We start from the raw sequence: 13923 nt of genomic DNA, 5'->3' as shown, positions 1-13923 counted from the left end.
TCTTGCTCCGGGTCCTCCATGCTCCGACCGCGCGCGCTGTCCGCTGCCTTGTTGCTTTCCCTCACCGGCCTGGCGCTGCCCGCGCTGGCGGCCGACCAGTGCGATTCCAGCCGACTGGGTCGTACGCCGCCGGCGGTGAATTTCCGGGTCGACAACGACCTGTTCGGTGGCGAAGACCAGGACCAGGGCTATTCCAACGGCGCGTTGCTGACGCTGGTTTCGCCGAATCTGGTCGACTACACCGACGACCCTTGTCTGCCGCGCACTGCGCGCTGGGTCAACAGCTATCTGGAACGCCTGCATCCGGGCGAGTTCGATCAGCAGAACATGGTGTTCTCGATCGGCCAGGCGATCTTTACCCCGACCGACTACACCCGCCGCGACGTGATTCCGGACGACCGCCCGTACGCGGGCATCCTGCTCGCCAGCTTCGGCTACAACGCGCGTAACGACGCGCACCTGCGTACCACGCAGCTGCAGATCGGCGTGGTTGGCCCGTGGGCGTTCGCGCAGGAAGCGCAGGACGCCATCCACGACGCGTTGGGCGACGAGAAATTCCAGGGCTGGGACAACCAGCTGCACAACGAGCCGCTGATCAACCTCGTGCACGAGCGCATGCGCCGCTGGCCGGGCGACGCTACGGTCAACGCCGATGGTTGGGGCTGGGACGCGATTTCGCATTGGGGCGGGTCGCTGGGCAACATGTCGACCCATCTCAATGCCGGCGGCGAAGTGCGCTTCGGCTGGAAGCTGCCGGATGACTTCGGCAGCACGCCGACCCGCCCGGCCGGCGAGAACACCGCGCCCAGCCGCCTGGGCCGCGCGAGTGGCTGGTCCGGGCATCTGTTCCTGACCACCGATGCGCGCTGGGTGATCCGCGACATCACCCTGGACGGCAACACCTTCCGCAACAGCCACAGCGTGGACAAGCGCCCGTTCGTTGGCGATGTCGGCTACGGCCTGGCGGTGATGTACGGCCGCTGGAAATTCGCCATCGCCCGCTACCACCGCACCCGCGAGTTCGAAACCCAGCGCGAGACCCCGGTGTATGGCAGTTTCACGATCAGCCGGATGCTTTGAGGGCTGGGAATCGGGAATTGGGAATGGGAACAGCAGGAGCGGCGCGCCGCTTTTACGATTCCCGATTCACCACTCCCGATTCAACAAAAAAGCCGGCTTTCGCCGGCTTTTTTGTTATTCGGATTCCCACCACATCCAGAAGGCATCCCAGAGGCGCTTGAAGAACCCGCCCTCTTCCACCGCGTTGATCGCCACCAGCGGTGCCTGCGCGATGACCTTGCCTTCCAGGCTGACCTTGACGGTGCCGACCTGCTGGCCCTTCTTGATCGGCGCCTGCAGGTTCTTGGCCACTTCCATGCTGGGCTTGAGGTCGTTGTAGCGGCCGCGCTGCAAGCTGACCAGCAGCGGCTGGGCCACGGCCAGTTGTACTTCGTCTTGCTCGCCCTTCCAGACCTTCTGCTTGGTCACGACCTTGCCCGGTGCGTAAAGGCTGTGGGTCTCGAAGAAGCGGAAGCCCCAGTTGAGCAGCGCCAGGCTGTCATCGGCGCGCTGGCGCTCGGAGGTGTCGCCCATGACCACGGCCACCAGCCGCTGGTCGCCACGCTTGGCCGAGCTGAGCAGGCAGTAGCCGGCTTCGGAGGTGTGGCCGGTCTTGATGCCGTCCACGGCCGGGTCGCGCCACAACAGCAGATTGCGGTTGTTCTGCTTGATGGTGCCGACCTGGAACTCCTTGATCTTGTTGTAGGCGTAGGTCTCGGGGTAATCGCGCACCATCGCACGGCCGAGCATGGCCAGGTCGTAGGCGCTGGAGTGATGGCCCTCGGCGCTCAACCCATGCGCGTTGACGAAGTAGGAGTTCTTCATGCCGATCTTGGCGGCGTAGCTGTTCATCAGCGAGGCGAAGGCTTCCTCGCTGCCGGCAACATGCTCGGCCAGCGCAATCGCGGCATCGTTGCCGGACTGGATCGCCATGCCCTTTTCCATGTCTTCCAGACGCGCAGTCTGGTTGACCGGGAAGCCGCTGTAGCTGCCGTCGGTGCCGGCACCGCCCTCGCGCCAGGCGCGCTCGCTCATCATGACCTGGTCGTCGCGGCTGATCTTGCCGTTCTTGATCTCGGCCGCCACCACGTAAGAGGTCATCACCTTGGTGATGCTGGCCGGTGCCAGTTCCTGGTGGATGTTCTCACCGGCGAGCACCTGCCCGGTGGCGTAGTCCATCAGGATCCAGGACTTGGACACGGCCGGAGCCGGTGCCGGCGGAACTGGCAATGCCGCCGGAGCGGTCGGCGCGGCAGCGGCGGGGGTCGGCTGCGGCGCAGGGGTCTGTGCGCAGACCAGGCCGAACGCGAACGTGGCCACGGCAGCGGCGGCGAAGCGGAATTTCATTGAAGAACGACTCCTGACGGGCCCGAAGGCTGGGTAATGCGAAATTGTAAGGGGCCACAGCGATCAGGGCGATGCGCACCGGCGCTGCGCCTGACCGAAGTTCAGCCCCGATCAGGCGCGCAGGGCGCTCAGTTGGCCACGATTTGCGGGCGGCCAAAGCCCAGCCCCGCAATGCGCTGCGCGATTTCCGAGGCATTGGCGTGGTCGCGTGCATTCACGCGCAGGCGCCACAGGGTGCGCCCGCCGCTGACGATGTCGCTGACGCTGGCACCGGCAATGCCGGCCGAGGCCAGTTGCGACAGCGCGCGGTTGGCGTTTTCGCGGCTGGCGAAGCTGGCGACCTGCAACAGGATGTCGCCCAGCGCGGCTTCGGCGGCGGTCGGCGGCTTGGCAACGATGACCGGAGCGGCGGGACGCGGCGCTGGCGGAGCATCCGGCGTCCTGTCCACCGCCACCGTGGTTGCCACGGCGGCGGCAGCGGCCGGGCGCGGCGTGGCCGCTGTCGGTTTGCCCGTAGCCACGCGCACGCCCTGCGACTTCATCCACGCATCGAAATTGTCGGCATTGCCCGGCCGCCGCGAATCGGCCACCCGGTAACGCCAGCGCTCGCCCATCGGCACCGGCGCTGCGGCCGTGCCGGTGGCGGGCGCGCGCGCCGCGGTGCCGCGGGCGGGCAGCTGCTGCACCAGGCTGTCGATCTGGCTGCTGGCAGCCGGTTTGACCGTGGCCACGGTGGCGACCGGCGCGATGCCGCTGCGGCGCTTGGCCAGCAGATTGGCGTTATCGGCCTCGGTCAGGCCGCGTACCTCGACATTACCGGTGCCCTTGCCGGTGATCCCCAGCTTCACCGCAGCGGCGTAGCTCAGGTCGATGACCCGACCGTCGTGGAACGGCCCGCGATCATTGACGCGCACCACCACCGATTGCCCGTTGTCGGTATTGGTCACCAGCGCAAAGCTGGGCAGCGGCAAGGTCTTGTGCGCAGCGGTCAAGGCGTACATGTCGTACACCTCCTTGTTGGAGGTCAGCCGGCCGTGGAACTTGCTGCCGTAATACGAGGCGGTGCCGCGTTCGACATAGTCGCCGGGGTTGTCCATCACCACGTAGCGCTTGCCCAGCACTTCATACGGCGAGCGATTGCCCACCGCCGAGCGCGGCTCGTTGCTGACCAGCGGTTCGGGAATGCAGGCGACGTTGGGCACGTGGTCCGGGGTGGTGTCCTTGACGCCGGGCTTGTACAGGCCGCCGGCGGTGTAGTCGCCCCGCGTGGAGGGGTCTTCCTTGGCGGCGGCATACGGCGAGGTGGACGGGCAGCCGGTGGCGACATGCGCCGGCCCCTTGCCCTCTACCTTGACGCCCTTGATCGCGCCATTGCCGGCGCTGCCGGCGGTTTTCTTCGGTGCACTGCTACAGGCCGCCAGCCCGAGCATCAATGCCATCGGGATCAGCCACTTGGGACCTGTGCTGCTGTTCATGCCGGGGGTAACTCCTTGCCGGCGATGGCCTCGGACAGCTGGAACACGGCCATCGCGTACATCTTGGAAATGTTGTATCGGGTGATCGCGTAGAAATTCTGGAAGCCCAACCAGTACTGCTTGCCGTTGGCATCATCCAGCGTGATCGGCGTGGCGGTGCTGCCGGCAACCACCGGCGCGTTGGGCTGGTAGCCGCGCGCGGATAGATCGGCCAGCGTGTATACCGGCGACCAGTCGGTGGGGTTGAACTCCTCGCGCCCCGCAGCCAGCGTAGCTGGCACGGCGACCTGACCATCGCGCACCCAGCCGCCCTTCTTGACGAAGTAATTGGCGATCGAGGCGAATACGTCGTTGTGATCGGTGAACAGATTGCGCTTGCCGTCGGCATCGCCGTCGACCGCGAACTGGCGGTAGCTGGACGGCATGAACTGGCCCATGCCCATGGCGCCGGCATAGCTGCCGATCAGGCTGGTGACGTCGAGTTGCTCTTCCTTGCCCAGTGCGAACAGCTGGCCGAGTTCATCGCGGAAGAACAGCTCGCGGCGCACTTCACGTTCGAGCTTGGCCGGGTCGCCGCTGCGCGGGTAGCGGAAGGCCAGCGTGTACAGCGCGTCCAGCACACGGTATTTGCCGGCGTTGCTGCCGTAGCTGGTTTCCACCCCGATGATGGCCACGATCACCTGCGCCGGAACACCGGTGGCGGCTTCCACCTTGCTCAGCTCGGCGCGGTGCTCGGCCAGGAACTTGCGGCCGCCGTCGATGCGCGCCTGGGTGATGAACATCGGCCGGTATTCGTTCCACGGCTTGACCCGCTCGGCCGGGCGCGACATCGCGGTGACGATCGCATCCTTGAACTGGGCTTGTGCCAGCACCGCTTCGATCTGCGCCGCGTCGATGCCGTACTTGGCCGCGGTGTCACGCACGAAGTTGGCGCGTGCGATCTCGAACGGCACCGGGGTCAGGTCCACCGGCGGCAAGGCCGGCGCTTCGGCCGCCGCACTGGCGGGCGCAGCGGGAGCAAGCGGCGGCTTGGCCGGCGGCGCACTGGCGGCCGGAGGCGCAGGTGGAGGGCTGGGCTGGGTCGCGCAAGCGACTAGGCCGAGGGTGAGCAGGCAGGTCAGTGTGCGTCGAATCATCGGCCGAGGGTAACAGAGACCAGATGAACTTCTGGCAATAAGGCCATGAAACGCAAGAACTTTAGGTCTTGTCAAGGCAGGGCGCAGCACGGGCACACCCTCGCTGCGACTGCCGGCGAGCGGGCATGGGCATGGAAGAACTGCGAGAGCGAACAGATGGGCCTGGTTGCCGCGACTGCCTGTCGCGGCTGTCGCGTGCCGCCTCTGGCATCACCTTCCGTGACACCTCACCAGGTGCGACCGGCTTCCGGCCGCACCTGGATGGGATACATCAACTGAAAGCAGTTCGTCCAGGCAGGTCGACCTGCTGCCGGTAAGTTGCGCAGCCCCGGTGACCCACCGCACCCAGTCCGATCACAACGCAGGAAAGTGCGGTGCGCTCGAGCAGGTCGGGATGCTGCCGGCAAGCTGCACGGTGCTGGTGGTGACATTGGTGCCGGTCGGCACGAGCTCGCTGCTGCTCAGCCCGATCCGCGCATTGCTGGCGGTGACGGCCTTGTTGCCTGTCGCAACATTGGCAAGCACCAGGTCCAGCGGTGTCTGCTCGTTATAGCCTTCCAGGATCCAGCCCTTGCCCTTGAGACCCGCATCGCCGGTGGTCCGCAAGCCATTGACGACAATCTGGCTGAAGGTGGGCGCGGTGCCGCTGCCGCCGCTGGAATAGAACGGGTTGATCACCAGCGGGCTGGTGACGCCGTACAGGCAGGTATTGCGATAGGTAATCAGACTGACCGGGCCGCCCTTGGCGATGCTGGTCTTGATGCGCAGACCGTTGTTGTCGGTGCTGCGGTTGCCGGCATCGTCGCTGGCGGTGATGGCAGTGGAATCGACCAACACATTGCTGACGCCGGACATCACCTCGCTGCCGATCGAGATGCCGTGCGTGCCGTAGCAACGATTGTTGCGCAAGGTGATGTTGCCGGACTTGGAGGCGATGGTCTTGATCGCCACGCAATCGTCGCCGCCCATCACATCGTTATCGAACACGGTTGCGTTGACCACGCTATCGAGGTCCAGGCCATCGGTGTTGGGGCTGGTCGCTGGCGACTTCACCCGCGTGCCCCAGATGGTCAGGCCATCGACGATATGCGCGAAGAAATGGAAGTACGCCGCATTGATCAGATTGACGTTGTAGAGCGTAAATGCGCTGGAATTCTGCACCTTGATCAGGTCCGGGCTGTTCTGCACCTGGTTGGCCTTCTTGGCGTTCTCGCCGAACTCCCACCACGTGGTGCTCTTGCCGAGCATGGTCAGGTCACCACGGCCATCGATGGTGCCCTGGCGCCCACCGATGCGCACACCCATCACACCAGACCTGGTGCCCTTGACGCTGATCAACGGCAGGCATCCGCCACTCTTGGAACCGGCCGTGCCGCAGCCACTGCCGTAATCGGCGGGGTTACGCGAGCCGTACACGGTGACGCCCTGATCGACCACCAACGTCACGCCAGTGGGAATCGACAGCGGCCCGGTCAGGAACGCGTTGCCCGCGCCCGCCGTCAGCAGCACGCTGCCATTCTTCCCCGCACACGCGGTCAGTGCGGCCTGGATGTTCTTGGTATCGGGCGGCGCACTTTCCAATGCCGCCGCGAACTGGCGCGCGCTAGCCGTGTGCTCGGCCTTTACCGCCTGGCAGGTCGCCGGAATACCAGGCTCGGAGACTGCACGACCATCGCCGGTTGCCTGGGTGATGGCGCTCGCCTGTGAGGCAAGCGAAAGACAAAGACCGCCGATGGCGGCAGCAAGCAGTTTCATGACGTAGTCACCCGAAGAAGAAGAGACGCGTGCCGTTCGGGGGCGACGCAGCGCCCAGGGAACCAACACGGTGAATGGCGCACTCTACAGCGCGTCGACCGGGGGCGATGGCAGCGCGCGAACCGGCTGCCGTGCAAACGAAGCAGCATGCCACCGCGCTTCCTTGTTGCTACCAAGTGCGCAGATCCACGTGGTCAGCAAGTTAGTGCGTGGCGTTACTTGGCAAGGAAACGATCCACTGCGGCTAGTTGCGGCGCATGCCCGGCTGAGCGGAACTTCCGCAAGGCATGCCGCCGACATTACCCTGCCTCGCAGAGGGCCATCCAACACAGGCGGCGCGTCGCTTCAAAGTAAGGTCAACCACCGCCATCACTGGCAGGCGCTTCTGACATCGCCTGCTGCTGAGAGCGCGCAGCAAGCGTCATCACCGGGCCCGTAGGCTCCTTGTCGATCTCCTCGCGCTCGCGCTGGAACTGCACCATCTCCTGCGCCCGTTGCTGATCCATTGCCTCCGTTTTTTGCAAGGTTTCAGTCATGCCGGGCGATGGCGTATTGAGCGCGGTTTCCGAATGGAATCCCAGCGTTTTGCCAAAGACAAAGGCCACATCATCTTGGATGGTTACTTTCCGGAGTTCATCCGCGCGCTCAATCCCCGATTCTTTGACGGCTTGAAGCACTTCGGCCGTTTTCTCATCAGATGTGCCCCTGGGGAGCTGTGCCTGGATGGCGGAGAACAATGCGTAATCCCGATGATCAGAGGGAAACGCCTGCTGAGCGACATCTTGGGATGGCCTGATTTGCTCGACCCGATCCTCATCGTTCACGCCTGCGTTTGAACGCCCGCCAGTCCCACCAAAGCCAGGCGATGACGTATAGGAGGACGACGCGCGCTCAGGCAAGACGATCTGTGCCGGCACTTCGCTCTGAGTTGGCGTTGGCGTTGGCGTTGGCGTTGGCGGCAATGTTGCCTGCATCGCTTCTTGCTGCTCTGCCTGCAATGGAACAGCCGATGGCGCATCGTTCTGTGGCGTGCCTACTCGGGCTTGCTGCTCGCTGCCCTGCTCCACCGGCCCATTTGCCGATGCCGGCGCTATGGGTTTCAAAGCTTCTCGGCGCGCATGTTGTGCCTGGGACAACGCTTCATCCAGCTCTTGTCCGGCAACGCCCGTTGCCGGCAAACCTTGGTCTTGCTGGAACTGTCTCACGGCATGTTCGGTCTCCGAACCGTAGTGCCCGTCTTGCGGCACGGCCTGCCCGTTTGGACCACGCGCATCTACTTGCTGCAAGCGATATTGCAAGAACTCGACTTCTTGCCCCCGGTCGCCCAGGCGCAGCCCTTCCACTTCATGCGATGAGCGCGGTGTTGCGGCAGCTGCCTGAGTAGGCGCTTGATTGGGGACGGTCGAAGCGGATGATGCTGATCCAAGGTTCGGCGCAGATGCGCCCGCCAAGGCTGGGCCCACTGCCTCTGCCCTCGGCTGGACTGCGCCGGCTGTCGGGGGTGCCCCAACCTCAGGTGCTTGGGTCTCTTGGGGTTCTCGTTGCGGGACAGGTTCGGGCTTCGGTTCGGCAGGCTTGGCGACCGGGCGCACGTCTTCCTGCAGATACGCGTTGACGGATGTAGCCACCGCGACAGGAGCAGGCGTTGCCGCCTCCGCAGCAGCAGGCGCATCGGGTGTACGTGCAACGTCTCGATCTCGCTGCGCATCAATGGCCGCCTGAGGTGCTCGGGTTTCATCCACATGCGGGGCGGTAACCGTTGTCGCCGCAAAGCTTGCGGCTTGCTGCGCTTCTTGCGTAGGCACACCTTGCCGATTAGCCTCCCGCAACGCTTGCTCGTAAGCATCGCGCTCTTGGGGCGACTGTGCGTCAATGCGTTGCTCCGGCGCTCCGGCGCACCGGCCGAAGGCGGTTGCTCCTGCCGAAGTGACTGCACCTCGCTGAGTGCCTGATGGATATCGTCGGTGCTGGTCATTGCTGCAACACGCACCGCACCATCGGCGTCACGGCTCAGATGCTGGATGGGGCTGTACACCGAGTATTGCGCGGTCGTATCACGCTGCAACGCCAAAGAGCTGGTCGCGGCATCGATCCCGTTTGCCTCACGTGTCCGTTGCACCGCAAGCTGGATCGCGCCTGCGGTCTGGGCATTGGGCGCAACGCCATAGGCGGCATAGGCCGCTTCGGTATTGGCCTGATCTTGTTGCTGTGGCGTTGGCGTTGGCGTTTGCCTTGCCGGCATCTGTGCCAACGCCTGCCCGTGCTGCTCCAATGCCGGTTGCAAGCGTTCGCGCGTTGCATTGAGTTCCAGCGGGACATTGCCTTCGGCAGCAACACCATCATGCCGCCACTGATCTTGCGTATCGCGCTGATACTGCTTGCCGTCCGAGGCTTGCAGTGAGTCTGGGTTCAAGGCTGCCTGCACGGCTGATGGCACGGGGCCAAAATCGTCCCATCCATTGCGCTGATAGGCAGTCTGATAAGTCGCTGCAATTGCAGCTGGGCCACGGGCAATGTTGGCGTCCACCACCTGGGCTGCTTGTTGATCCAACCCGGCACTGCGCTCGGGGCTTGCCGGATCAACCGTCCAGACGGGCCGCTCGTTCCTATCGACTTCGTCGGCGATCATCCGGGACCACTGGCCACTTGCCGGATCATGCCGCCAATCCCGTGCGTAAAGATGCGCAGCATCTGCCTCACTGGATGGCTGCACATAGGGGTTACTGGGTTGCACCTTGCCAAGCGCCTGCTCGGTCGCTTCGCTACTGGCGTGATAGTTCAGCTCGCGCGCTTTTTCGGGCAGTGCGAACATGGCCTGCTTCTGCGGTGCATCGACGCTATCGTTGGGAAGATCGGCCTTTTCTTGGCGCAACCACTGGTTGCCATTGAACTCCCAGCTCACGCCCTGCTTGTCAGTTTGTGTATAGATCTGGCGGTTGTCCCAGAGCGTCACGGCCTTGTCGGCAGCAGCACTGAACAGATAACCATCGGCCACCACCAGCGCGACGGGCCCGGCGCCGGTTGTGCCAACCACGGCAGCGGCGGCGGTGCCTCCCGCCCAGCCGCCTATGCCTCGGGCACTAAAGTGCAGCGCTTCTGACCGCGCAGCGGTAAGGTTGTCTTGCGCCAACAGCGTGCCAACACGCTCTCCGGTTTGCGACGCATCGTAGGCAGTGGCGGCAACGCCCAAACCCGCAAGCCCTGCTGTCATCCCGGCGCGACGCAAGCCTGGGATCTCCGGCTCAGGCACAGGCACGCGTGCAGGCGGAGCCCCTGGCCGCACGAGTTCATCAATGGTGGCAATGCCTTCCAGCCGGCTGTTCACGCCGTCACTGACGTGTAGCTCGGCGTGCTCAGCAAGCACTTGCTCCTGAACGGCGGGGGCGGCGTTGGGGATGTCTTGCACATGCGCCGGTAGATCGCGGTGCCAATCGACCTGTTGTTGCCAGCTTTCGCGCAGTACTTGGGTGACCGCTGGATCCTTGAACCACGCATTGCGCGCCGCTTCCAGTGCCTGCCCGGGCGGACGTGCATCGGTGCGGCTATCGTAAACCTCGGCACCCTGGCGGTTGAAGATGCGTACGGGCGCCGTGGTCTGGGCATGCACCGTGTCCAGGCTGATCGGCAGCCTGGTGTAGACGACCTCGCGATGGCTTTCGGGCACGTAGCGGCCGTAGCCTTCCCGATCGAGCTGCTGAGAAAACCTGGAATCGACGCCATGCTCGCTTTCCAGCTTGTGCGCGGCCATTGCACGCACCTCGACGTCATAGCCGCGCGATTGCAGATCCTTGATCAGTTCCGCGCTCCACTGGCCATTGCTGAGCGTGGTGTCGAAGATCAGGTTCTTCTTGCCTTCGATAGTGACTTGCAGCAGTTCATCGGCCCATTGGCTGGCATCGGAGTGGGTGTAGCCAGACCAGGTGTAGGGGTGGGCATTGCGCAGGGCGGACACTTCGGGGTGAGCGTTACGCAATTCATCCGGATCGATCAGGACGACATCCCTGCCTAGCTCGACGTCTGCAGCTCTTGCGAGACTTCCTTTTCCCGAGCCAGGTTGCCCAGCGAGGATGATCGCCTTGGGGTGTTCGAAGGACGTTTTTGTCTCCAGTGCGGCATCATCAAGAATCTTCTGCTCAAATAATCTGCGATGCTCGACATTATCGAGACGGGATTCCTTTTCGTTCATATCAAAGACTCCTTGTGCGTCTCGATGTAATTCCACAGCTGATCTAGATCCGACATTCCGCGATTTCTCGATCTTGCATGGCGGGTCAAACGTTCTTTTTCTTCAGCCATTTTTACGGCGTTAGCATCACCGCTAGCGTGCGCAAGATCGAGTTCCTCGCGGGCTTCGGAGATGAAAGACTCAAGCCTTCCTTCCAACGCCCAGATGGCTCCATCGAACGGAATCAACGGATTTGGCTTCCTGATGTAATCATCGAGAACATCCTGCAAGCGCTGAATCAACTCGGGATAGTCTCTCAGTAGCTCACGCAATTTCTGCGGCACAGGAGGCGCAGGCAAGCCGTTTTCAATGGAGGGAGGCATGGGCTTCGACATGGCAGGATCTTTCCTCTTAGGCATGGGCACGCGCGGCGCAGTGTGCGCATTGTCATCCAGTGCAGGGACCGGCTGCACCGGCTGCACCCACGGTGCCGGCTTGGGTTTGCGCTTGACATGCTCCAGCAAGCCGCCATGCGGCAGCGGGCCTAGCTCGCGCTGCGTGCGTTCATTGATCAGTTGCAAATCGCGCAGCAGCTGTGCGGCACGCGTCTCGGCTAAGCGCTGCGCCAATGCGATGTAATGGGAGCCTGATGTATCGCTCATATGGGCTTCCTTCTGCAGATGCCGCTGGAGAATAACCGGCTTCAGTAAAATGGTGTCGCATGGCTAACATTGCGATATCCATTTTTTAATATTCTATTGTAAATACGATCCATCAATGCCGATCATTTTCCTCGTGAGACGAGGTATTTAACGACAGGAGAAAGATCGGAAAAATAGCCGCGGTATACTGGAAATGCTGAAAAATCCCTGAACTTTTTTTCAGCTAATTCGCAAGAAAAATCGATTTTTATCTGGTCAACTGCTGATTTAGAAAGCCTAACGTCTTTAGCTACAGCATCAAGTTCTTGCGATGCTTCAATGTGAAATTTATTTAATTCAGCACAAACCATATCCATCAACCTTCTGTAAGCCGGGCCGTATTTCTCCCTCGAGAATTCGCCACCTGGCAATTTTTCCGCGAATTGATCAAAAGCATCTTGCAACCTCGATAAATATGTAGGATAACTTCTTAATATTTTGTATAACTCCAGTGGGATTGGGCAGCGTAAATCACGATCCAGAGGTTCGTTTTCATCGACTAGCATCTCAACACTCCTTCCACGTTTGCGTACCAGGCGCAGGAACTAACCGTCTCTCCATATCCCATAGCACTTTTTTATAAAAATTAATTGTTACCATGCCGCCGTAGACATTAAGGCCTTAACTTCTGCTTTAGGTAACAGCCGCTTCGTGAAGTAAGCATCTTCGTAATACTTGATCTTCTCGCAGAGCACCGGGCTTGGGATGCCTTCATAGAGAAAGACTTCCTTGTCAAAGCCCATCGCCTTCAACTCTTGCGGCAGCATCAAGGCACGGCGTTGCTCGGTCTCAGAGTAGGACACACTGCTTTGCTTGCCACTGGTTTGCGACTTGTTCTTCTTGCGCACCGTGGTGTAGCCGAGCATGTCCGAGTAGTCGTTGGCGTCTTGCTGCTCGCGCGGGGCATAGACGATTTGCAAGGCGTGGTTGGTGATGATGGTGCGCGAGACATCCTTGCCATAGGTCGCGTCCAGCTGCGCCATGCTCTGGATGATCGGTAGCAAGCGAATGTTGTAGCCGGCCATGTAGCTCACCGCGCTTGCGATGATGTCGACCCGGCCGATGGACGTGAACTCGTCCATCAGCAACAAACACTGGTGTTTGAGCGCTGGGTTGTTTTGCGGCAGCTCTTTGGTGTTGAGGTTGATGAGCTGACTAAACAGCAAGTTGATCAACAAGCGGCTTTCGGCAAGCTTGTTCGGTTGAATGCCGATGTAGATGCTCATCTTCTTCTTGCGCACATCAGTCAGCAGGAAGTCGTTGTCGCTGGTTGATGCATCCAGGATCGGGTTGATGAACTGGTTGAGCGGTTCCTTGAACGTGCCCATGATCGAGGCGAAGGTCTCTTCGGCTTGCGAGAGCAAATTGTCAAAGGCTGTCTTTGCGTCACGGCCTAGGAAGTCGCGCTGCGAGAGCTTTTTGAGGTAGCCCTTCAAGTCGCTGCCATCTCCCGACGACACGCGATAGAGTATTCCAAGGGTTGGAAACATCCAGGTGTCTTTCGGGTGCTCGCGCTTGATCTGATCATCGAGGCTATCGAACAGATACAGCGTAAACGCCATGAAGGCGTTGCGGGCTTGGCTCACCCAGAACTTCTGGGCGTCAGAGCCATCCGGGTAGAGCATCGCCGCAACACTCATCAGATCCGACACGCGAAACGCCGGATCCGGTGAGATATAGCTGAGCGGGTTCCAACGGTGGGTGCGCCCGTCTTCCGCGAACGGGTTAAACAAAAAGACTTCCTGGCCTTGGCTCTTGCGCCAACCCGAGGTCAGGTCAAAATTCTCCTGCTTGATGTCCAGAACCACCACCGATCCTTGGTAGTCGAGCAAATTGGGAATGACGATGCCCACGCCCTTGCCCGAACGCGTGGGCGCGGCCAGGATCACAAACTGCTGACCAGGCAAGCGCACCAACTTGCCGCCGTGCTTGCCAACCACAATGCCGGTTGGTGACGGTTTGAGCATGTCCTTCTTGGCCAGATCACTGCCGGAGGCAAAGCGCGCGTCGCCATGCAATGCGGTCGCCTTTGGCTTGAACAGCGGGATCAGCAGCGCGATCCAGGCCAGCAGCGGCACGCCGAAGCCTATGGCACCAGCCAGCTTGATCTTGCTGGCATAGGGAGCGAACTGCGGGAGGTCGAGCGCTTTGACGTAAGACCAGTAGGTGTCGACGCTGAGCGGCCCAGCCACCTTCAACAGCATCAGGATCAACTGACCGGAGAAGAAAATTCCCGCGGTTGCTGCCAGCAGCAACAGGCCGAATGCAGCGACTATTCTGAGATT

At 61.9% G+C, this 13923-nt stretch carries 10 protein-coding genes; 1 reads left to right on the top strand and 9 read right to left on the bottom strand.

What is annotated here, in order from left to right; translation table 11 throughout:
- Window positions 1–18 precede the first annotated feature (18 nt).
- Entirely contained in the window at window positions 19–1080 is a 1062-nt protein-coding gene (locus tag ACCQ09_RS03565; RefSeq protein ID WP_014509006.1) for a lipid A deacylase LpxR family protein, read from the top strand.
- 114 nt (window positions 1081–1194) lie between these two features.
- Here the strand turns inward: ACCQ09_RS03565 and ACCQ09_RS03560 are convergent, their stop codons facing one another.
- The 9 genes from ACCQ09_RS03560 to ACCQ09_RS03520 form a co-directional block, all read right to left on the bottom strand.
- The gene (locus ACCQ09_RS03560) at window positions 1195–2406 is read right to left on the bottom strand and encodes a D-alanyl-D-alanine carboxypeptidase family protein (protein WP_040940635.1); all 1212 of its coding nucleotides are present in this window, start codon (window positions 2404–2406) and stop codon (window positions 1195–1197) included.
- Between the two features lie 128 nt (window positions 2407–2534).
- The gene (locus ACCQ09_RS03555; RefSeq protein WP_040940634.1) at window positions 2535–3881 is read right to left on the bottom strand and encodes a septal ring lytic transglycosylase RlpA family protein; all 1347 of its coding nucleotides are present in this window, start codon (window positions 3879–3881) and stop codon (window positions 2535–2537) included.
- Entirely contained in the window at window positions 3878–5017 is a 1140-nt protein-coding gene (gene mltB / locus ACCQ09_RS03550; RefSeq protein ID WP_040940633.1) for a lytic murein transglycosylase B, read from the bottom strand. Before mltB ends, ACCQ09_RS03555 begins: the two co-directional genes overlap by 4 nt.
- Before the next feature lie 354 nt (window positions 5018–5371).
- Window positions 5372–6772: a glycoside hydrolase family 28 protein gene (locus ACCQ09_RS03545; RefSeq protein ID WP_011038557.1), complete on the bottom strand. Its 1401-nt coding sequence runs from the start codon at window positions 6770–6772 to the stop codon at window positions 5372–5374.
- Window positions 6773–7128: 356 nt separating this feature from the next.
- The gene (locus tag ACCQ09_RS03540) at window positions 7129–8070 is read right to left on the bottom strand and encodes a peptidoglycan-binding domain-containing protein (protein WP_157769283.1); all 942 of its coding nucleotides are present in this window, start codon (window positions 8068–8070) and stop codon (window positions 7129–7131) included.
- Window positions 8046–10958 carry a zeta toxin family protein gene (locus ACCQ09_RS03535; protein WP_040940632.1) on the bottom strand — a complete coding sequence of 971 codons (2913 nt, stop codon included), beginning with the start codon at window positions 10956–10958 and terminating at the stop codon, window positions 8046–8048. The genes ACCQ09_RS03540 and ACCQ09_RS03535 overlap by 25 nt, the downstream gene beginning before the upstream one ends.
- Window positions 10955–11599 (bottom strand): hypothetical protein, encoded by a 645-nt coding sequence (locus tag ACCQ09_RS03530; RefSeq protein WP_011269504.1) that lies wholly within the window; start codon window positions 11597–11599, stop codon window positions 10955–10957. Before ACCQ09_RS03530 ends, ACCQ09_RS03535 begins: the two co-directional genes overlap by 4 nt.
- Window positions 11600–11721: 122 nt before the next feature.
- Window positions 11722–12144: a hypothetical protein gene (locus ACCQ09_RS03525; protein WP_076037217.1), complete on the bottom strand. Its 423-nt coding sequence runs from the start codon at window positions 12142–12144 to the stop codon at window positions 11722–11724.
- An 87-nt stretch (window positions 12145–12231) separates the two neighbouring features.
- Window positions 12232–13914, bottom strand: coding sequence for a type IV secretory system conjugative DNA transfer family protein (locus ACCQ09_RS03520; protein WP_372386283.1), 1683 nt, complete (start codon window positions 13912–13914; stop codon window positions 12232–12234).
- Window positions 13915–13923: the final 9 nt, after the last annotated feature.

It is taken from the genome of Xanthomonas sp. NCPPB 2586 (genome assembly GCF_041475775.2).
GTDB lineage: Bacteria > Pseudomonadota > Gammaproteobacteria > Xanthomonadales > Xanthomonadaceae > Xanthomonas > Xanthomonas campestris.
This window is presented reverse-complemented; position numbering and strand designations above follow the sequence as displayed.